Origin of the sequence: Nitrospira sp., from assembly GCA_024760525.1 — a bacterium.
GTDB lineage: Bacteria > Nitrospirota > Nitrospiria > Nitrospirales > Nitrospiraceae > Nitrospira_D.
This window is the reverse complement of record CP060499.1, coordinates 1,960,580-1,981,789: the sequence shown is the minus strand read 5'-3', so window position 1 is coordinate 1,981,789 and position 21,210 is coordinate 1,960,580. Positions and strand designations below refer to the sequence as shown.

Here is a 21,210-nt window from a genome sequence, read left to right as displayed (position 1 = left end):
CTCCTCAAGAGAGCCCCCATGCATCACCGTGATCTTGCCCACAGAACACTTCACCCGCGACGCGTTCCACCAGCGCCCGTCTGATCCGGCCGACTTTCGCCACGCTTCCACAGTACAAACACAGATCGCACAGAGAGTTGATCAATCGGCAGACTCCGCCGGTGCGATGAAAGATCGCCGACACCGCGCCTGAGGAGAATATCGGCAGCACGCATCCGGCGGCGGCCAGGCGAGCCGCGATGTAGGTTTTCGTCTCAGCACGATCGAAACATTCGAGATGGTGCTGAATGGTCACCCGCTGAGCGAACTGAGGAATGCGGGCGATCCGGCTTCGGAGTTCCGGCTGCCCCAAGAGGACGAGCGTGATCAGGAAGCGGTCGTTCAGCTGGAAATTGCTGAGCAGACGAAGCTCTTCGAACGTCTGGTCATGCTCGATGGCCTGTGCTTCATCCACCACCACCACCGTGTCGGCCCCCCGCTGGTAATTGGCCAGCAACTGATCGTTCAACCGGCGCAACTGTTCCGCCCGCGTCCCGTTCGGGTCCAACCCCAGTTGGAATAAGATCTCGCCGAGAAATTCGTTGCCCGCGATCGTGGGGTTCGACACAAGTCCGATCTCATACTGGGCCCGTGGAAGCCGGAGAATGGCGGCGCGACTCACGAGCGTTTTTCCACTGCCGATCTCACCGGTCAGCATCACAATTCCCTTGCGGGCGTGAATCCCGTACAGAATGCGTTCCAGAGCCGTTTCATGCTTGACGGATGGAACATAGAACATCGGGTCCGGCACATTCTCAAACGGGCGAAGGTTCAACCGCCAATAACGCTCGTACATCGATCCTTGGGTCAGAGTCTGATCCTGAGGAACGTCAACAAGCGGCACATCCACGTCCTTTCCAGGTCGACCGGGGAAACACGCTGGACCCGCGACCGCGAGTCTGTTTCAATGAGGCAAGACGCCTTGTATGGCCATGCGCTCGGTTCGTCCGCTTTCCGCCCATTCTTCAATGCTCTGCACGTTCTGATTCAGTCGCAGTTGGACGGCCCCGTAATTTTTTACGGGAACCATCACACGTTGCTGCAGCACGATCGTGAGAAAGCTGTGCAGTCCCATGAAAAATGCCATCGCATGCGAGGCGTTCACTTGTTGCGCCGCGGACCATAACTGGGCCACACGCTCGACCGCGTGGGGCAGTTCGGCGGGAGAGGGGCCGGAGGCGGAGCCGCCCTCCTTGAGTAACTCAAGGAGGGTGTTCAGATGGGGAGATTCTTGGCGGACGATATGCAGGAACCCTTGCTCCCCTTCGGCCAAACGGTCAAGGAACTCTTGTATGGAAGCCACGTTGCACTGTTCCATCCCTCGATGCATGAGCCCTTCTGCCTGAGCCATCATGGTCTGAATCAGGTTACGATGGAATGTCCCGGACATCCTGCATCGCTCATGAAGGCCATGGAGCAAAACCAATAACTCTTTCGTCGAGATCGATGACGCAGAGCCCTCGGCCTCCGGTGGTGCCGCTTCCGCATCAAACGTGACACCGGTCGCTCGAGTCAACGCTCCATGAATGTGCCCCAGTTGCTTGCAGAGCGCGAGAAAGTCGTCAGCCGACACTCGCTCGGAAGGCTCTTGGACGGCTTCCACGAAGGGAAGCGCTGAAAAACTGGCCCGTTCGACGTCACTCAGGTTGATCGTGGCTGCGGATCCGCCGAGATTCGTGATGCCGACCTTGATCGTCTGAGCCAAGGCCCGATGGCGCTCGGAGGGGGGCGCTTGTTGGAGCTCATCCAACGCAACGTGAATTTGCTGAAGCCACTCCTGCGCCTCGTGAACGAAGAGCTCGATCAATTCTTTCTGAAACGCATCTTCGGTTTCCACAGGCATCGACATCCGCCCTTCACCAAGAACACGGCCATCTCGTGGATCCGGCCGGCCGGCTCAGGATTGTCCCCTCCCACTCCCGAGTTGCGAGGCCAGTCCCGCGATTTCACCCAGTTTGCGTGCCATGTCTTCAAATCTCTTCGTAGCATTCTCGGCGGCTTGTTCCGTCTCCGTGACGCGGCGTACAAGCACGCCATTGCGATCCCGTTCCACGGTGAGAAGCTCTTCCATCTCCCGGACTTTTGTCGCGATGGACTCGACCTCCTGCAGCCGTTCCGCTGCCCGGGCCGCCTTCTCCCGTTCCCCCGTCAGAAGCTCTTCCATCTCCCGGACTTTTGTCGCCATGGGCTCAACCTCCTGCAGCCGTTCCGCTGTCTGAGCGACCTTTTCCCGTTCCACTGAGAGCTCAGTCTCGAGATCCTTGATTTTCTGTTGCAGCTCAGATGCCTGCCGCTCTTCATGAGCGAGGCTCGCCTCCACCTCTTTCACCCTACTCGACGCCTTCTCCAACTCTCCCAATTGCTGTACGAGCTGCTCTGCAGCTTCCCGTTCCGCGTGCAGCGCAGATTCCAGCTCCGCGATCCGACCGGAAGTCTTCTGCCAGTTCGCAACTTCCTGTTTGAGTGCGCCGACCGCATCTTGCTCCGCCGTCAGTGCCGCTTCAAGTTCGGAGACTCTCGACACGCGTTGTTCAAGTTTCACCAGATTCGCTTCGAGTTCGCTGACACGCTGTTGTTCCACGGCCAACTGCGCTTCAGCGGCCTTCGCACGGGTCAGGTGCTCAACGGCGTCGGCCAAGCGTTTGGCGAGGTCTTCCGATCGAGCCCGTTCCGCCAGCAATTGGCCTTCCATCTCTTTGACTTGGATCGAATCATGGCGCGCGTACTCCTGCTGTTGCTCGGTTGAGGGTGGAACCTTCTCCACTGCGGCTGTCGTTTGAGTAGGAACAGGTCGAGAGACGGCAGCCGGCGGCGACTCCAGTCGTTTTGAAAGCAACTCCAGCACGCGGTCCTTCAGCGAAGTTCCTTGAAACGGCTTCTTGAGAACACCGTCGGCCCGGCAGGCGTCGGCTTGTTTTGTCACTTCGTCATTGACGATACCGGAAATCAGGAGCACGGGGATCCCCGCCAGGTTGGAGTTTCCGCGAACGAACGTGCACACCTCATATCCGCTTTTGTCGGGCATGATGACGTCGGATACGATGGCATCCGGCCGTTCCTTGGCCAAATAGGCCAGCGCTTCTTCACCATTGGCCGCCAAGGTCACGGTGAGGCCTGCCTCGGTCAACAGTCGTTCGGCGACTTTCCGAACCGCGATGCTATCGTCCGCTATCAAGATCTTCGGCATGACCGCACCTTTCGTCCTTCCCTGTGTCCGTTCCGATCATCATGCAACCGACCCAAGTCGGTGCACGGAGAGGATCGGGATCTCGTCGAGGCCGCTGGCATAACTCCATTCGGCCGGCACGTCCTTGCCTCGATAGGCCTGAATCGCCGTCGCGTCCAAGGTTTGAAGAACCGGTATTTCCTCATCGATGCAGATGGCCATGTCTCCTTGAGGGTGTTTTGCCGTCAAGCACAAAGGGCTGCTTCCCTGCACTGAGACCCGAAGCAACTCGGCGAGATCGAAGACCGGCAATACTATCTGATGCCGACGAACCACCGCCGTAACGAACGGAGTTCTTCCGGCAACCGGAATGCTCGTCTCCCATGGTGAGATCGCGGCTACTTCTTGGGTCTTCATCGCCAACCTTCGGCCACCTATCAGGAACACCAATAGATTCAACGAACGAGAGGCCTCTTGTCGTTGATGTTTCCCGCTGGTTCTCAGCATGACCCGTTATCACCCACCGAAATGTCCGGCACCGCCGGCGATCGAATAGTCGTATTCTTATCGGATAAATCCGTCTACGCCTCCAGCCCTTTGTTTTCAAGAATCCAGCTCGTATCGAGAATGAGTGCGACGCTGTGTTCGAACAAGATCATGCCTCGATACCAGCGTCGCTCCGATCCACAGAATTGTAAGGGAAGCGGCAAGACCTGGGATGGGTGCACGTTCATAACTCCATGCACGCAGGTGACCCGAATGCTTCCCCGCGATCCGTTTTCGGAAAGAAGCACGACACAGGTGCTCGCACCCGCGCCATTACGCGACAATGTCAGTTGATCCGCGAGATCAATCGGCCTATACGTTACTCCCTCGACCTGCGGGACTCCATCGTTTCCCGTCTCATCCGTGGTCAACAGCGTTCGCACAGATTCCGCGTCCAACGCAAAGAATCGTCCTCCCATGGTCACGATGAGCACGCGGAACGGAGGCGCGAGCGATGGAGTTTCGGCGGCCTGTTCGCGGAGACTCATGCCGGCGCCTTCTTGCCCATTTTCTGCAACAAGCCTCATTTCGTCAATCAATACGAATATTTGCGCAGGGTTACTTGCGGAGGGCCGGAGCGCGGCCGACCCACCGCTCAACTTCCTGCAGCAACATCCGCTCCTCCACCGGTTTGGCGATGTAGGAATTGGCTCCAATGTTGATCGCCATCTGGTGATGTTTGTCGCCTGCCCTGGTCGTCATGACCACGACCGGTGTCTGCCGCGTTTCGGGACGGCTTCTCAGAGCCTGAACGACTTCGAACCCGTTGAGTTTCGGCATTTCGAGATCGGTGATGATCAACCGGTAGCTGTTCGTCAGCGCTTTTCGGAGCCCATCTTCGCCGTCGACCGCAGTGTCGATTCGATATCCGGCCGACTCCAACATCCTCCCGACGAATTTGCGAATGCTCAATGAGTCATCGATCAACAACAGATGCGACTCCGGCCGATCGTTCCCCTCCGTTTCCTGCGGCCGGGCTTGATCAGCCGGGAGCCCGGTCGTGGAAAGCGTCTCCACCGCGATGGATTCAATCGCTTCGCGTGAAAACAAACGGGCGGGGTCGATCACAAGAATGACTCGGCCTTCCGGATCGATGGTCGCGCCGCCAAAAAACGAATGCTCCAGCGGTTTCAGCGATCCGAGAGACTTAATGACGATTTCTTGGCGGCCCAATAGTTCATCGACTGCCAGTCCTACAGGTCCTATCGGAGTTCGAACGATCACCACCGGCTTGGACCAATCCGCATGGCCCCGTTCCCGGCGCAAGAGATGGTGCAATGGATGCACTTCGATCGATTGATCTCCGAGCTTCAGCAGCACACGATCGTCATGCTGCTGCAAGGAATCGGCAGTCGGCAACGTCACTTCCAGAATATTCGGCAAGGGAATCGCGTACCGCTCGGTGCCTGCGCGAACCAGCAACGCTGTCGCGATCAAGAGCGTGAGCGGAAGGCTGAGGGTAAACTTGGTACCGACGCCGGGCTCTGATTCGACGTCGATATGACCCTTCATGCCTTCGATGACCCGCTTGACGACATCCAGCCCGACGCCTCGCCCTGCCTGATCGCCTACTTTGTCGGCCGTTGAAAACCCCGGACGGAAAATCAGCTGAAGAGCTTCTGCGTCTGACATCGCCTGCAATTGACCCGCCTTGATCAGCCCCATCTTCAAGGCTTTTGCTCGAATCTTGGACAAGTCCAATCCCGCTCCATCGTCCTCGACCTCGATAATCACGGAGTTGCCGCGATGCGCGGCGTGCAAGTAGACCGTTCCCGCCGCCGGCTTACCCTTCATGACTCGATCGGCGGCAGACTCGATACCGTGATAGACGGCGTTGCGGACCAAATGCACGAGGGGGTCCACGAGTCGTTCCACGATTCCCGTATCGACCTCCGTATGCTCCCCCGATGTGACCAGTGAGACTTCCTTGTTCGAGGCGCGGGCGATCTCTCGAATCGCCCGACGAAACCTGGTGAAAGGAGTGCCGATCGGAACCATACGGGCATGCGCGATTTCGTCCCTCATCAGCAGCGTCAGTTGCTGGAGTTGGCTCATGTCGTCATGCGCGGTTCGGATGGATCCGTTCAGCTGCGACATCGACTCGCTGATATCGGCGGTGACCTCTCCAATCCGGCGGGCCAAGATATTGAAATCGTCGTACTTGTCCAGTTCAAGACTCCCGAAATCCCCGAGTCCTTGAAACCCTTGGCCGGAAGCTTCAGGCGACTGGCTCGGCGCTTCCTGGTAGGTAAACATGTGTTTGTCGGAAAACGATTGGACCGAGTCCGCCAACCGAGTCTTGAATATCAGTACTTGCTGGGACAGTTGCTCCAACACGCGCAACCGTTGCTCCAATCGGCCTCGTCCAATGACCAGCTCGCCGACGAGGTTCATCAGCCGTTCCAACCGGGCGTAGCTGACCCGGATGACCTCGCGGTCTTCCGCGGATCTGGTCTCGAATGGTTTGCCCTGCCCGTGATGTTCTCCCGCTCCTTCCTGATGTCTTCCGGCTAAGTCGGGGGCATCTTCCGGCGGACGTGCGGATGCCGTTTCATCGACGGTATCGTGCCCCAGACGTTTCAATTCCGACCGTGCCTCATCGAATCGTTGTCGCGTCCGAGATACGGTGTTGTGATCTCTCCGCATCAGCACCCGGACAACGTCGATCGAACGCAGCATCAAATCCGTATGTCCCGGCAACACTTTGAGGCGCTCATCCCGAACAGAGCCCATGAAGTCTTCGACGTGATGAGTGAGGTCTCCGATCGACTGAAAGCCGACGGTATAGGCGGAGCCTTTCAACGTATGAGCGGTCCTAAACACTTGATTGATCAGTTCCCCGTTCTGTGGGTCTTTGTCCAATCGCAAGAGATTGGCTTCCAGCATTTCCAGATACTCTTGCGCCTCCGGCACAAAATACGAGATGATTTCCGGGTCCAAATCGGGGATCAAATACGTGTCGGGTAAGTCCTCCGTGGCAGTGTGCAATTCGATCGAAAGCTTGCCTTCATCAGAAACAGGGATACCGGAACTCGTGTCGCGTGTGGTCGTTTCCGAAGGAGCTGCTGTCTCCGGACGTTCGCACATTTGGATAAGCGCATGGATCAGGCGGGGTACTTCGTGTTGAAGTTGCAGCACATTCGCGGGGTCGCGTTGAAGAATCCGGCGGATCGTCCCGGCGGCCTGCGTCATGGTTTCGAGCAGCTGGCCTTGTAACTGAAGCCGCTTCTCCCGGATCGCGATCATGCCGTTCTCCATCGGATTGGCCACATCTCCGATGACCTGAAACCCTATGGTATACGCCGACCCCTTGAGGGTATGGACGGCGCGAAAGAGTCGGTACATCGCGTCTTCGTTCTCCGGTTCGGTTCTCAGCACCCGGATCAGCTCGTCGATCGTCTCGAGATACCCTTCCGCTTCAGGAAGAAAGTACGACATCATCTCGGAGTCCAGCGTGGGCAGCATATATTCCTGACTCACGGATGATCCCGTTCCGTCTGCTTCCTCCACCAGCCCTTGACTCGATTCCAGGCACCGTTTCACCGTCTCCAGATCTTCGCCGACGCCTTGATCGATGGACCGTACAATGGTTTGAATACTTTGCGTAAGGTTCCGCATCACATCCACCGCGCGTGACCATTGGTCAGGGGGGATGCCGGTCGCTTGTTCCAGCAACATCTCCAGGCGCTTGGCCAACTGTGCGACTCCGCTGTAACCATACAAGGCAGCCGCCCCGTGGATACGGTGGGCCACGATAAACTGCTCTGTGAGTTGTTGCGGGAAGGGAAGGGCGCCGGTGGGCGAATGTAATGCCTTGATTAATGCCGTCAGTCCATCTGAGGCTTCCAGAACAAAGATACTGACGAGATTTTGCCGGTCGAACTCCGAGCTCATCGGTGCCTCTTCAGCTCATGGCGTTCTCTGATTCAGCCGGTGTCGTAAACCCTCAGGCCAGCTTGAACTGAGATACCGATGCCGTCAGACTTTCGGCCAATTTCACCATGTCTTCCACGGTCGCTCGCGCTGAGTCGGTGGCCTTTTGTGTGGCCACGGCGCCGCCGGTGAAGTCTTTGATCGAACGGCCGACCTGGTCGGTCGAAGCCGTTTGATTGGCTGCGGCCGATGCGATGCTTTGGGCAAGTTCCGCCGATCGCTGGGCGATCGCCGAAATCTCCTTAAACACATCTCCGGTTCGCAGGGCGGAAGCTGATCCGGCTTCGACCGCCTGGGTTTCGTGTTCCATCGAGACGACGGCATGTTGCGTCTCGCTCTGAATCACTTTGACCAGATCGGCGACTTCGCGTGTCGCTTGGGTCGAACTCTCGGCGAGTTTCCGGACCTGATCGGCGACGACCGCGAAGCGGGCGCCCGCTTCCCCTGCCCCGGCGGCCTCAATGGCGGCATTCAACGCCAGGAGGTTGGTCTGATTGGCGATTTCCCGGATGGTCGACACGATTTGCGAGATTTCCAGCGACCGATCTCCCAGGGCTTTGACCTGCTTTGACATGCGTTGAACCGCCGATCGAATGCGCTGCATATCCTGCACGGTTTCCTGCACCGCAATGCCTCCGCTTTCAGTGGCCTTCAAGACCTGACGGGCCGATTCGGATGAGGCTTCCGCCGTTTCCGCCACTTGGCGCATCGAAACAGTCAGCTGTTCCACCGCGCCGAGCGTCTTCATCGACTCATCGGCTTGATGTTTGGCGGTTCCGGCCATCTGCCCGGCGTTGTCGCGCAACGCTCCGGCGGATCGGTTCACCCGCTCGGCCGATTCTCTGACTTGCTTCATCAATTGCGCGAACCGCTGGATCATCAAGTTGAAGCCGTCGGCCAAGTTACCGAACATGTCTGCCGTCACCTCACCTCGCTTGGTCAAGTCGCCCTTTCCGACATCGGACACGAGCACCAGGAATTGCACCAGGCGCTTTTGCATCATGTCCCGCTCTTCTTCCGTCGACACCAAGGCCGTGATCCGGTCCAACATGATGTTGAACGCCTTGGCCATATGGCCCACCTCATCGTCGCTCTCCAGCCTCGCTCGAGCCTGAAGATTTCCCGCGGCCGCCTGTGTGGCGACATCGGCCACATGAATAATATCTTTGACGATACTACGGGCGAGGAAATACCCGATGGTGATTGCCAAGACCAGAGCTACAATGGCTCCCCCTAACATCACGTTGCTCAGATAGGCAGCCGCCGCCTGGCCACGGTTGTTCAATTCCCTCGCAAGGTCTTGAATGAGCCCTGTCAGCCATTGAAAACGCCATATCGCGCGGCCATGCCAAAAGGCGACCTCGCTGGACAGCACGGTGTTGCCCAACTCTCGCATCGACTGTTTTTGTTCGTTCGTGAGGGAAGGATCAAAACTGTCGTTGAAGGCCCCGACCGCACTTTCAGCGGCGGCAAAATACTCTCTTAAGGTGAACAGGAGAACGTCCAACTCCTGCCCATCACGACGGCCGTCCACGGTCTCGTGCGTGGCGGATGGCCGGTAGGTCTCAAGAGGCGTCAGGGTTCTTCTCTTCAATTCGGTGAGAGGAATGATCGCCTCATCAAAATCGACCTTCTGCGTTTGGTGCGCAACGCTCAACAACGCATTGTGATAGAGGCTGAGGTTCGTGCTGCTGACGGCGGCATTGGACACACCCACGGTTGATTCGTCGTAGATGGACCGCAACTCGCCTTTGAGCCGATCGAGTCCCAACAAGCCGATCAAACCGATCCCCATCATCCCCATAATAATCACGGAAAACCCGATCAGGAGCTTGGACAGGGTTCTCAGGTTTTTGAACCTTGCCATGATCGACCACTTCCGTGCCCTGCCTTGCTTCGCCATGACTTCCCTCCTCCTCACCGTCCGGGATACGATCCGGTGCCGGTCACACCCTCGTTCCCAACATTCTTAGCCTGTACGAGCGCACGAGTGTCGCCCCTCGCCTCCTCCACGGAGGCGAGCAATCGCGACACTTCCAGCATGCCCCTCACGTTGGTTTCGGTCTTGAAGAACCCCGAAAGAAACGGATGATCGACAGCCGCATCCTGGACAGATGGGGCCGACAGGTCGTCAATATCGATGGTGCGAATTTCGGGCACCTCGTCGATAAGAATACCCACCTGTTGAGCGCCATGCCGTACGATCACCGCATATTTTTGTACGGCCGAAATAGATGTGCCCAACGTCGACCGTAAATCGGCCAGGGGAATAATGATCCCACGTAGATTGGCGACACCGACCAGCGTGGCGGGCATGCCGGGCACCGGCGTGATCGACTCGAGTTTGAAGACTTCACGAACATGGCTCAAATTTACAGCAAAGCTTCTTCCTCCCAGTGTGATCAAGCAGACTCTCACCGTACCTGTCGATCGTGCCTGGTCCAGTGTTGCGTCTGGGCTAAGCTGAGGTAAATTACAGAATGGATCCATCGTCTCCCGGCCCATGCATCATCGGTTCACTCAACCAAGTGCGACCTTCACGGCGTGCAGAAGGTCTTCCGATTTGAAGGGTTTTACGACGTGGCCGTTCGCTCCCTGTTGCTGTCCCCAGAACTTATCGCTTTCCTGTCCCTTCGAGGTGCACAGCACGATCGGGATGTTCTTGAATCGAGCATCATTTTTCAAATCCCGGCAGGCCTGAAATCCGTTCCGACCCGGCATCACCACGTCCAAGACGATGAGGTCCGGCTTCTCTGAGGCGATCTTATCCTCCAAACCGTCTGCCGTTGAGAACGACAGGACGGTATGGTGGGCAGCTTTGAGGTACGACTCGATAAGCTGCAGTTCCGCATATGAATCATCGACGATCACGATTTTGCTCATAACGCCTTTCCTCTCCTTTCAATGGACTCTCAGGCTGTTTTCAGCGCACCGGCATCACTGCACTGATCGCGCAGATCAATCCATTGCCTGCACCCGCCTCATGAATCGTGCTCAAGGCACTCTTTCTCATCCCCACATCGTCGAAACATGCTGTCCCATGCAGTGTAACGACTTGTTGATGGATGGCAAGAAAACGGTGAATATCGGCATCGCTCCGTGCATAAATTGGAGCCGATATAAGTGCGTAAATCACTAAAAACGTAGTGATAATCAACTACATAGATACAAGGCACGATGCCTGATCAAGCAGGAGCATTTATGGGTGAAAATATCCGATGAGGCGAGACACATCGAGGTGATGGGACAAATGATCCGCCCACCGATCAAGTTCTCCGACTAATCGATCCGTCACAACCGCAGACGCGAGTGCTTCAAGTGGCGGAAGCCTTTTTCTCGTACGAGCACGGTTGAGCCAGGCCCGACGAAACTCAGATTCATCAAATACACCGTGTATGTAGGTGCCCCACACAAGGCCATCGTTCCGGATCGCTCCATCGAACTCTTCCTCATTCGGAGCGGGCGATGATCGCGCCTCCTCACCCGGTTCCAAATACCGGCGAACGCTGAAACACGGACTTTCATTTCCGCGAAGCGTGACGCCCATGTGAACGTGATATCCGCGGACTACACCATGATTACCTACAAAGGCGTCAGTCGGACGAGCTTCCACTTGTGCGGTTTGCTTGACCTGCTTGAGCTCCGTCTCCGTATTCAAGTAACCCAGTCCATCACTCGTACCGCCCTGCTCGACCTCATGTGGATCCGATATTTTCCGGCCAAGCATCTGATAACCACCGCAGATACCGATCAGTTCTCGGCGCCCATGCACATGATCATCGAGCGCCGGCCCATATCCGTTCCTTTGTAGATAGGACAAGTCCGCCAGCGTATTCTTGCTCCCCGGAATGATCACCACGTCCGCATCGGTGAGATTCGACGGCGAAGCGGCATACTTCAACGCAACATCCCCCTCGGCCGCCAACGCATTGAAATCCGTAAAGTTGCTCATGTGCGGCAGCAAAATCACGGCGATGTTGACCCGATCAGTTGAAAAATCAGTTGACCCATGACGGACGAGATCAAGGCTATCTTCCTGATCGAGCACCAGATCACGAAGGAACGGGACCACGCCCAACACCGGGATCCCACCTCGGGACTCCAGGAATTTCACCCCATCGACGAACAATGTGGCGTCGCCACGGAATTTGTTGATGATGACCCCGCAGACCCGAGCGCGTTCCTCCGGCTCCAACAGATCCAATGTTCCAAGCACTTGAGCAAAGACCCCGCCCCGATCGATATCGGCCACCAAGAGAACTTTGGCGTCAGCCAGCTTCACGACGGGCCAATTGACCAAATCGCGCTCCCGAAGATTGACTTCCGCCGCGCTGCCCGCTCCTTCAATCACGATCACTTCATATCGGCCCGCCAACCGAACGTAACTCTCTTCAACGACAGTCCAGAGCGTGCGCCGACCTTCAAAATACGACGATGCCTTTTGCTTCGCGAACACTTTTCCCAGCACGACGACCTGCGAGCAGTCGTCGGACTCCGGTTTGAGAAGGATCGGGTTCATGTCAACGTGTGGTGGTATCCCGCAGGCCTCTGCTTGCAATGCTTGCGCTCTTCCAATTTCAGAACCAGCGGGAGTGACGAACGAATTCAACGACATATTTTGGGCTTTGAACGGCGCGACACGCGCACCGGTCCGATACAGCAATCGGCACAGGCCGGCCGTGATCAAGCTTTTGCCCACATCCGAACCTGTGCCGAGCACTGCGAGAGCGCGTGCCATCATCGATGTTTCCTTTGCCACTGCTTTGCCTTGGCTAAACCACGAGAGACGCAATCGGCGACCGCCTGCCCGACCAGCGCTCCCATGGTCGTGTGAGTACCGCTATATACATGCGGAGGTCCTAGCCCGCGCACCTGACACGCAATCACGACCGCATCTGTGCCGGTCCCGGTCGCACCGGACCGGCCCTCCCACGTCGGCACTCCATGATCGCGCAGGACACCCGTCTTGGCCTCGGTGGCAACCTGCACCGCCCCGACCATGGCGGCGCCTGAAAGACTCCCGTTCGTGACGATGATCAGATTGATCGTTCCGGGTCTGAACGTTCCCCTTCGATGAATGCGGCGCAGCGGCCGGTCCCCGGCCCGGACCGCATTCGTCACTCCGACGGTGGCAAAACACTCCACCCAGAGCTGCCCCGCCGCAGCTCGAGCCGTGACTAATTGCGTCATTGGGACGGCGGTCATGAGTCCGACGGTTCTCGTAGCGACCCCCAGTTGAACAGCCAATTTTCGCAGGTAACGCGCCGGATCGGGAACACGCCCGTTCGAACCGGGATTCGCTTCAACTTGATGGTTAAGAATGTGGGAGGCCGGGCTGAACCCTCCGCCTTGCGGGGCAGACGACAGCACCCGCTTTCGGCCTCCGAGACTGATCACGAGTGTGGGGCCAATCACTCGATATCGGGTACGGACGCGTGTCGAAGTTCCTTTCATCGCAACTTTTCTTGCTGAAGCAGCTTCGACATGGCTTGGATGAGCCGGTCATTCTCCTGTCGAGAACGTACGGCAACGCGCATGGAACGGGAGTTCATTCCTGGGATAACAGAACAGTCGCGAACCAACAGCCCTTCGACCCGCAACTGGTCGGCCATTTCACACGAACGCCGTCCACGTGGTAATTCCACAAGGAAATAGTTGGCATACGTCGGCATCACTGAACAGCCGGGCAGGGCGGCAAGCAGGTTTCCGAACCGTTCCCGTTCTCTCGTCATGAACCGAACGCTCTTTCGCGCGTGAGCCAGGTCATTTATTGCGGCGAGCGCAGCCACTTGTCCCATAGCATTCACGGACCACGTCGAAATCTGCTTACGGAAGCATTGAATCACCGAAGGCGCGGCCACCGCATATCCAATCCGCAGTCCTGGCAATGCGTAAAACTTGGTGATGCTGCGCAAGACGACGACACGAGGCCACGATACGGCTTCCGGAAGAAACGACCGCTCGGGGCAATAATCGGCAAACGCTTCGTCGATCACCAACCACATCCTTCGGCGCTGAGCGATGTGTGCCAACCGCCGGACATCATCGAGGGAACAGGCTTGCCCGCTTGGACTATTGGGATTGCAGAGCATGACTCCGTCGACGGCCTTGGATGTGCTTCGCCGTGTCCCTATCACACGGCACAAGCCGTCGATCGGTTGCGCGTAGTGCTCCCTGCGCTTCGCATAGACAGCCTCCACGCACCCTCCGGCCCGTACCATCGATGCGGCATATTCCGAGAAAGTGGGCTGCGCAATCAGGAGATGGCGAATGCCGAGTGCGCGAGGAAGCGCATCGATCAATTCCGTCGATCCGTTTCCTATCACGATCCGTTCCGGAGCTGTTTGCCAGTATCTGGCCAGTGCCTGGCGGAGATCCCAACAATCCGGGTCGGGATAGTGACGCAATAGATGGCGAGCGTTGACGATCGCCGGCCAGACATTTGGCGAAGGGCCTAATGGGTTGATGCTGGCGCTGAAGTCGATGAGCTTCGCGATGTCATGGCCAAGTTCACGCGACGCTGCGTAAATATTGCCGCCATGGATCGCACTTTTCAGACGAGCCATACCGTTCCTACCATCAGGAATACGCCCAGAAGACACGCGACGATCATAATTCGAGATGCGATCACGAGGTCCTTCACGAGGGGCCGACGTCCAGCTATCCCGATGATAAGTCGTTCATCTGGCACTCCTCTATAGTAATTGACTCCACCCAGTTGAACGCCCAGAGAGCCGGCCATCGCCGCTTCGGGCTGCCCGCTGTTCGGACTTGGATGCTTGCCGCCGTCACGGCAAAGCACGCGCCACCCGGCCCTCACGCGATCACCCTGACCCATGATCAACCCAGCCGCAAGAAGTATAAGGACGGCGGACAGGCGGGCTGGAATCCAATTGGCAACGTCGTCGAGCCGGGCGGAGGCCCAGCCAAAATCGACGTACCGTTCGTCTTTGTGGCCGATCATCGAATCCAACGTATTCACGGCCTTGTACGCAAGCGCCAGCGGAGGTCCTCCCACCATCAGATAGAACAACGGCGCGATAATTCCATCGCTCGTGCTTTCCGCCACTGTTTCAATCGACGCGCGAACAATCTCCTCCTCTGAGAGTCGGTCGGTATCCCGACCAACGATTTGACCGACGGCTCGACGAGCCTCGGTGAGATTGCCCTGTTCCAGTTGTCCCCTTACCGCCGACACATGGTTCCACAGATCGCGCCCCGCCAGCGTCGTCCATGCGAGACCTACCGACACCAGGCTTCCCAGCCACCAGGTCACCTGGTCGGTTAGCGCAATGAGTTCACGGGTAAAGAAAAACACAGATGTCGGCAACCCGAGCGCGAGCAGCAGACCCCCTGTGCGGAGGGCATATGGATTCCGGCAGATCTTTCTGACAGACCTGTCGTACCACGCAATTACGGCTCCCATGCCACGAACGGGATGTGGGAACCACCGAGGATCTCCCGCCACGGCATCGATGCTTGCTGCGAGCAGCAATTCACTTCCGGTCATGATAGGACAAGCAACAGCGGGAGAAAGAGCAAGAAGAGGATCTCGACGACTTCATTCGTGGCGCCCAGGGTATCGCCCGTGATGCCACCGAACAAAGCCCGACAGCCGGTCTGAATGGCAACGATGACCACGCAGCATCCGATCAACGTCATGATTGTTGCAGAGGCCCCTAGGCCTAGAACAAGCGCGATGGCCAATACGACGGTCGATCCCAACACGTGAAACCAGGACAAATGCACGAGGAATGGAGCAGCCAATCCACCCTCAGTCCTTGCGTAGGGAGAGAGCCATGCTAGGGTGACCATCGCCCAACGGCCTAACGCCGGCATGCAGACGAGAGCCGGAATACGGAGCGACGACGGAAGCGCCGCCAAGGCCGCATAACGGAGGATCAACGACAAGAAAAGACCAGTCGCGCCGATCGCACCGATCCTCGGATCACGCATGATGGATAAACGATCGGCCGGTGTTCGGCCGCCGGCAAGGCCGTCAAGCGTGTCCGCCAATCCGTCTTGATGTAATCCACGAGTGACCGCAACGAGCAGCACGATCACCAATACGTTCACGACCTCCATGGCAAACAGTTTGGCCAGTACCGCGTCCGCCAGCGCCAGCGCGCCGCCGATCATGAGACCCACGGTGGAATACCACGCCATCGACGCAGCCAGCTCCGTTGCGGTCGGCTCGTGATGGCGACGACTCAGCGGAACCGCGGTCAAAAAATGCCATGCGAATAGAAAAGGCCGAACAAAAGTGGTCATGCCCCACGCTCCGACACACCGGCCTCGCCGAACGTTGCCATCTCCGTCATGATCTTGATGGCGGCACACATCAGATTCATGGCCAAACAAGCGCCGGTTCCCTCACCCAACCGTAGATCCAGATCCAGCAGCGGCTTCAATCCGAGATGGTCGAGCAAGACCTGATGCCCGCGCTCCGCAGACCGATGAGATGCAATCATATAACCAAGGCACTTGGGCTGCAGACGAGCCGCGATCAGCGCGGCGGCTCCGGCAATGAATCCATCCAGCACCACCGGCACTCTCACCGAAGCCGATCCAAGAATAAGGCCGACGAGTCCGGCGATTTCGAGTCCGCCTACTTTCGAGAGAACTTCCAATGCGTCACGTGAATCAAGATGGTGAAAGGACAGCGCCTCCTGGATGACCGACACCTTGTGCCGATAGCCCGTATCGTCGATTCCCGTTCCACGCCCAGCCACCTCCTCCACCGGCCGCCCGGTCATGATAGCCGTGATCGCAGTGCTGGCCGTGGTGTTGCCGATGCCCATTTCACCGGTTCCGATCATCCCGATTCCCTGATTGGCTGCGTCCATTGCGAGTTGAATGCCGGTCGTAATGGCCTGTTCCGCCTGCTCTCGACTCATCGCCGGCCCGGCAAGAAAGCTATTGGTGCCCGGCATGATCTTCTTGTGGATCAACCCGGGTATCGAGCCGAATTCGTAGGCGACACCGATATCGACGACACGGACTTCGATCCCGGCATGCCGCGCCAGCACATTGACCCCTGCGCCGCCGCGCAGGAAATTCAGCACCATCTGCGGCGTGACCTCTTGGGGATAGGCGCTGACACCTTCACGGGCGATCCCATGATCCGCAGCAAACGTGAAGACGACACCTTTCGGCACGCTTGGCTTTACTTCGCCGACAATCATGGCATATCGCACAGCCAGTTCCTCCAGACGGCCGAGGCTTCCTACCGGCTTGGTCAAACGATCGAGCCGAGCCTGAGCCTGTCGTGCCATCTGCTCGTCCGGCACTTGAATCTGGTCCAACACATCCTCTAGTTTCATGACATCCTTTATTTCAATCTTAAGGTCTGGCCGCTCACGACAAAGTGGACTTCATCCGCTTCATCCGCCACCAACTGGTTCATCTTTCCAGCCAGATCGCGAAAGCGCCGGACGTCCGGTCCAACCGGGACCAGACTCATCCCGAGTTCATTGCTGACGAGCACCACCTTCGCCGGTACCTTTCGAATGGCTTGGAGCAATCTCGCGGTCTCTTCAACAAGCAGGTTTTCAGTAATTTCCCCGCCTAAATTATTCAACCATAACGTGAGGCAATCTATGACAATAGATTGATATTGCCCTCCTTTTCTATTAATCCAATTCACGAGATTTGCTGGAACCTCCGACGTCGCCCAGTCGGAAGGGCGGGTCGACTGATGCCGGGCAATCCGAGCCATCATTTCATCATCCAGCGCCTGGCCGGTTGCGACAAAGGCCTTCGGCCGGCCGCCTTGTCCCAGGCGAAGCGCCACCTCGCTTTTGCCTGACGCCGCCCCACCGAGAACAAATATCAGTTTTCCGGCGGGCTGCGCTCGATCACGCTTCTGGGTTCTTCTTGGGCTGGACATCCCGCTCCCATAGGAACTCCGACTCACCCTGGGTCTTGGCCACCCAACGAGCCAATACAAATAGGGCATCGCTGAGCCGATTGACGAACTTAATGATCGTAGGATCTACCGGTTCCGCTTTCGACAGTGCGACGCACAACCGCTCTGCCCGGCGGCAGATCGTCCTCGCTTGATGCAGAAAGCCTGACACTTTTCCTCCGCCGGGCAGGATGAATTCTCTAAGGGGTTCCAGATCTTTTTGGCAGCGATCGATCAGTTTTTCCAGGCGCGTGACATCCTGCGCCGCCACTTGGGGCATGTTCTTGAACGTCTGCCCGGGCGCCGTCGCAAGAATGCTCCCGACATCGAATAGCTTGTTTTGTACCCAACGCAGTTCTTCCTCGAGCCGCTGGGCCGCCAGGTGTTCGCTTTTCATATCGGCGTTCATTACACGAACCACGCCGACCGACGCGTTGAGCTCATCCACCGTCCCGTAGGCTTCGACGCGCAAACTATCTTTCCAGACTTGCTGCCCGCCCGCCAGCCTGGTTTTTCCCGCGTCCCCTGTTCTCGTGTAGACCTTGGTGATGCGCATCACCTTTCTCCCCTCTTGTCATGAACTCGGTTGCCCCATGACTCATAATGGATCAACCGGCCAACCGGAATCCGCCTCCGCCACCCTGCGGTTTCAAGATCGGGCCGCGCCTCAAAGCCGGCCACATATCCAACACAAAGATAAGCCAGCACCGTCACCGACTTGGGGACGCCGACCACCCGCTTCAGTGCCTCGTGGTCTAGAATACTGACCCAGCCGACGCCGATGCCTTCGGCACGAGCGGCCAGCCAGAGATTCTGAACGGCACAGCATGTACTGTACAAATCAGTCTCGCGCACCGTGGCACGACCCAGCACATGCCGACCGCCACGCCTCCGGCTGCACGTCACACAAAGATTGACCGGCGCTTCCTCGATGCCCTCCAGCTTCAAGCTTCGATAGAGGGTCGCCCTGCTGCCGGTATACCGAGCCGCAGCTTTGGCATTCACTTCATTGAACAAGCTCTTCACCGCCCGCTTTGTCGATCGCTCGCGGATGACCACAAAATCCCATGGCTGCATGAACCCGACCGAACCGGCGTGATGAGCCGCCGTCAACAATCGCGTCAGCACTTTGTCGGGAATCGGCGTCGGCAGAAAATTTCGACGAACATCGCGGCGCTCAAAAATGGCGCGATAGACGGCCTTGCGCTCGTTTACCGTGAACGCGCGACCCGCGCCGTTATGGTGTCGGGAGGCATCAGGCTTGGAATCCGCCCCATTGCTATGGGACTGTATTCCTTTGATGGTACGGGCTTTACCGGGCATACCATTCCTTATCCCAGTATTCATGTAATTGGCAACCTGTCCAAAACACTATCGCTGACTGTCCGCAGCATGTCCGCTATGAAGCACCAGGCCCGATAGTCTGTGACGCCTGTGTTCCCAGCTCTCCGGTGGCGACTTTTCTCAAACAGACTGGACAGAGGCAGTCCTCGAATCGGGCGGCAATCCAATCCATTTGCTGTTCGGTAATCCCGACCGTGCCGCACCAACATTGATACCCGCCGCACTCAAACGGGTTCCCGCACGCCCCACAGATCTTCTGTACCGGCCCTTTCAAAACTCGACTCCCGGCTGTGCTTTGATTCCCCGGCGGAAAGGATGTTTCACTTGTTTCATCTCCGTGACCAAATCGGCCTCGTCAATGAGTTTCGCCGGCGCCCCTCTGCCGGTCATCACCACATGCTGCATCCGCGGACGATCGCGAAGCACCGGCAGGACCTCTTCAAGGCCGACATAGCCGTGCTGCAGCGCGATATTGAACTCGTCAAGGACAACCATGGCACAAGACGCATCGCGCAGGAATGCACAAGCCGTCTTCCAGGCCTGTTGGGCACACTGCGTGTCGCGCGCCCGATCTTGAGTTTCCCAGGTATAGCCCTCTCCCATCCGCAGGAAGATGACGCGATCGCCCAGAGACTTCAGCGCGCGCTCTTCCGCAGTGTCGATCGCACCCTTGATGAACTGCACCACCGCAACCTTCTGCCCGTGCCCGATGCAGCGCAGTACCATCCCCAATGCGGCGGTCGTCTTCCCTTTGCCCGCGCCGGTATAGACGATTAGCAGGCCCTTCTCCTGTTGTGCCTCCTCGATGCGTCGATCAACGGAAGCCTTCAGGCGCTCCATGTTTGCCTTATGCTCGTCGTGATTCGTCATGATGCCAGGCTCACGCTCACCGGCGCGCGACCGGCGGAATGACGGGCAGCATCCACCAGCGCCGTCCCGATCTGCGGGTGACTCCCAAAGTACAGATGAGTATAGAGCGCGAGGACATTGCGACTTGTCAGTCCGTCCTGCCCCTTCGAACTGCCTTCTGCATCGCTCAGCGTACAGGAATACTGCAGCGGCCCTCTTGCAACCAACGTTGAATAGTGGAACTCATGACCTCGCGCCGTGACACCGACCTCTCCAAGGATGCTGCGTTGTGCACACTCCACCGTTCTATATCCCAAAGTAAGGCCGTGTTTCTGCATGGCCGTTTCGGCCGGAAAGACTCCGACCATTGCATGGGAACGGCCATCGAAATCGCGGATCGATTCCGTCAGGTACATCAACCCGCCACATTCCCCATAGATCACGCCGCCGCGCTCGGCAAACCGCTGAATGGCCGTGCGCATAGAGACGTTCTTGGCCAGTTCCTCGCCGTACAATTCCGGATATCCACCGCCAAGGTACAGCATCTCGACATCCGGCAATACGTCGTCGTTCAACGGAGAAAATCGCACGAGTTCGGCACCGGCCGCTTCCAGCCATTCAAGATTGTCCGGGTAGTAAAAGCAAAACGCCCGATCCTGTGCCACACCGATTCGAACGGTACGGCCATGACTCTGTATCGCCGGCTGAGGGACTGATCCCGGCAGCGTGCCACACGAATGGGCGAGGGCTTCGATCCGATCAAGATCAATCGTCTCCAGCGCTGCCATTGCCAAGCGATGATAAAGCTGATCGCCACTTTGCTCCATGGCCATGACCAGTCCGAGATGCCGATCCGCAATGGTCATAGCGGGATCCGAACGCACATATCCGACGGACACCACGTCGGTAGATTGCTCAACAGCCGCCTTCAGGAGTCGATAGTGGCCTTCACTCCCAACACGATTGAACAAGACTCCCGCAACACGCAGCTCAGGATCGAAGCGCGCGTACCCGTCTACCATCGCCGCCGCCGACCGAGCCATTGCGCTCCCGTCGATTACGAGCAGCACCGGCGCATTCACTTGCTTCGCCAATTCAGCCGTGCTGCCGGCCTCGTTCACCGGCGAACTGCCGTCGAACAACCCCATCATGCCCTCGATAATCGAGATCTCCGCATCGGCTGCGGCACGAGCAAAGATCGAACGATTCAGGTCCTCTCCGAGCATCCACCCGTCGAGATTTCGAGACAGACGGCCGGTAGCCGCCCGGTGATGGCTCGGATCGATAAAGTCGGGGCCGACCTTGAACGGCTGGACCCGGCGGCCTCGTTCACGCAAGGCCGCCAGAATCCCCAACGTGGCCGTCGTCTTCCCGACGCCGCTTGACGTCCCGGCAATGACCAATCGCGGATACTCTCCCATGCTCA

21 protein-coding genes are annotated in these 21,210 nt (G+C 57.8%); all 21 read right to left on the bottom strand.

Translation table 11 applies throughout. The features are described from left to right. Positions 1–4: 4 nt before the first annotated feature. A complete protein-coding gene (locus H8K04_09240; protein ID UVT17687.1) occupies positions 5–883 on the bottom strand; it encodes an AAA family ATPase in 879 nt (292 codons plus the stop codon). Between the two features lie 60 nt (positions 884–943). Beyond that, positions 944–1,882, bottom strand: coding sequence for a hypothetical protein (locus H8K04_09235; protein ID UVT17686.1), 939 nt, complete (start codon positions 1,880–1,882; stop codon positions 944–946). Positions 1,883–1,936: 54 nt separating this feature from the next. Next, positions 1,937–3,226 carry a response regulator gene (locus tag H8K04_09230; GenBank protein ID UVT17685.1) on the bottom strand — a complete coding sequence of 430 codons (1,290 nt, stop codon included), beginning with the start codon at positions 3,224–3,226 and terminating at the stop codon, positions 1,937–1,939. 39 nt (positions 3,227–3,265) lie between these two features. Next, positions 3,266–3,622, bottom strand: a complete 357-nt coding sequence (locus H8K04_09225; GenBank protein UVT17684.1) for a hypothetical protein — start codon at positions 3,620–3,622, stop codon at positions 3,266–3,268. A 164-nt stretch (positions 3,623–3,786) separates the two neighbouring features. Beyond that, complete coding sequence (locus tag H8K04_09220) at positions 3,787–4,239, bottom strand: chemotaxis protein CheW (GenBank protein UVT17683.1); 453 nt, start codon at positions 4,237–4,239, stop codon at positions 3,787–3,789. A 70-nt stretch (positions 4,240–4,309) separates the two neighbouring features. Then, positions 4,310–7,645 carry an Hpt domain-containing protein gene (locus tag H8K04_09215; protein ID UVT17682.1) on the bottom strand — a complete coding sequence of 1,112 codons (3,336 nt, stop codon included), beginning with the start codon at positions 7,643–7,645 and terminating at the stop codon, positions 4,310–4,312. 52 nt (positions 7,646–7,697) lie between these two features. Continuing rightward, positions 7,698–9,587 carry a methyl-accepting chemotaxis protein gene (locus H8K04_09210; GenBank protein UVT17681.1) on the bottom strand — a complete coding sequence of 630 codons (1,890 nt, stop codon included), beginning with the start codon at positions 9,585–9,587 and terminating at the stop codon, positions 7,698–7,700. A 14-nt stretch (positions 9,588–9,601) separates the two neighbouring features. Continuing rightward, the gene (locus H8K04_09205) at positions 9,602–10,090 is read right to left on the bottom strand and encodes a purine-binding chemotaxis protein CheW (GenBank protein UVT17680.1); all 489 of its coding nucleotides are present in this window, start codon (positions 10,088–10,090) and stop codon (positions 9,602–9,604) included. A 114-nt stretch (positions 10,091–10,204) separates the two neighbouring features. Then, positions 10,205–10,567: a response regulator gene (locus tag H8K04_09200; GenBank protein ID UVT17679.1), complete on the bottom strand. Its 363-nt coding sequence runs from the start codon at positions 10,565–10,567 to the stop codon at positions 10,205–10,207. A 316-nt stretch (positions 10,568–10,883) separates the two neighbouring features. Next, positions 10,884–12,422, bottom strand: coding sequence for a cobyric acid synthase (locus H8K04_09195; protein UVT17932.1), 1,539 nt, complete (start codon positions 12,420–12,422; stop codon positions 10,884–10,886). After that, entirely contained in the window at positions 12,422–13,138 is a 717-nt protein-coding gene (locus H8K04_09190; protein ID UVT17678.1) for an adenosylcobinamide amidohydrolase, read from the bottom strand. Before H8K04_09190 ends, H8K04_09195 begins: the two co-directional genes overlap by 1 nt. Then, complete coding sequence (locus tag H8K04_09185) at positions 13,135–14,250, bottom strand: threonine-phosphate decarboxylase (GenBank protein ID UVT17677.1); 1,116 nt, start codon at positions 14,248–14,250, stop codon at positions 13,135–13,137. Before H8K04_09185 ends, H8K04_09190 begins: the two co-directional genes overlap by 4 nt. After that, positions 14,238–15,194: a cobalamin biosynthesis protein CobD gene (gene cobD, locus H8K04_09180; protein ID UVT17676.1), complete on the bottom strand. Its 957-nt coding sequence runs from the start codon at positions 15,192–15,194 to the stop codon at positions 14,238–14,240. Before cobD ends, H8K04_09185 begins: the two co-directional genes overlap by 13 nt. Then, positions 15,191–15,955: an adenosylcobinamide-GDP ribazoletransferase gene (locus H8K04_09175; GenBank protein ID UVT17675.1), complete on the bottom strand. Its 765-nt coding sequence runs from the start codon at positions 15,953–15,955 to the stop codon at positions 15,191–15,193. The genes cobD and H8K04_09175 overlap by 4 nt, the downstream gene beginning before the upstream one ends. Continuing rightward, complete coding sequence (gene cobT, locus H8K04_09170) at positions 15,952–17,007, bottom strand: nicotinate-nucleotide--dimethylbenzimidazole phosphoribosyltransferase (protein ID UVT17674.1); 1,056 nt, start codon at positions 17,005–17,007, stop codon at positions 15,952–15,954. Before cobT ends, H8K04_09175 begins: the two co-directional genes overlap by 4 nt. Before the next feature lie 8 nt (positions 17,008–17,015). Continuing rightward, complete coding sequence (cobU, locus tag H8K04_09165; GenBank protein UVT17673.1) at positions 17,016–17,573, bottom strand: bifunctional adenosylcobinamide kinase/adenosylcobinamide-phosphate guanylyltransferase; 558 nt, start codon at positions 17,571–17,573, stop codon at positions 17,016–17,018. After that, positions 17,542–18,147 (bottom strand): cob(I)yrinic acid a,c-diamide adenosyltransferase, encoded by a 606-nt coding sequence (locus H8K04_09160; protein UVT17672.1) that lies wholly within the window; start codon positions 18,145–18,147, stop codon positions 17,542–17,544. The genes cobU and H8K04_09160 overlap by 32 nt, the downstream gene beginning before the upstream one ends. Continuing rightward, on the bottom strand, positions 18,147–18,914 hold the full coding sequence (gene bluB, locus H8K04_09155; GenBank protein UVT17671.1) for a 5,6-dimethylbenzimidazole synthase: 768 nt from the start codon (positions 18,912–18,914) through the stop codon (positions 18,147–18,149). The genes H8K04_09160 and bluB overlap by 1 nt, the downstream gene beginning before the upstream one ends. A 76-nt stretch (positions 18,915–18,990) precedes the next feature. Continuing rightward, a complete protein-coding gene (locus H8K04_09150) occupies positions 18,991–19,209 on the bottom strand; it encodes a cysteine-rich CWC family protein (GenBank protein ID UVT17670.1) in 219 nt (72 codons plus the stop codon). After that, complete coding sequence (cobO, locus tag H8K04_09145) at positions 19,206–19,805, bottom strand: cob(I)yrinic acid a,c-diamide adenosyltransferase (protein UVT17669.1); 600 nt, start codon at positions 19,803–19,805, stop codon at positions 19,206–19,208. The genes H8K04_09150 and cobO overlap by 4 nt, the downstream gene beginning before the upstream one ends. Further along, positions 19,802–21,205: a cobyrinate a,c-diamide synthase gene (locus H8K04_09140; GenBank protein UVT17668.1), complete on the bottom strand. Its 1,404-nt coding sequence runs from the start codon at positions 21,203–21,205 to the stop codon at positions 19,802–19,804. Before H8K04_09140 ends, cobO begins: the two co-directional genes overlap by 4 nt. Positions 21,206–21,210 lie beyond the last annotated feature (5 nt).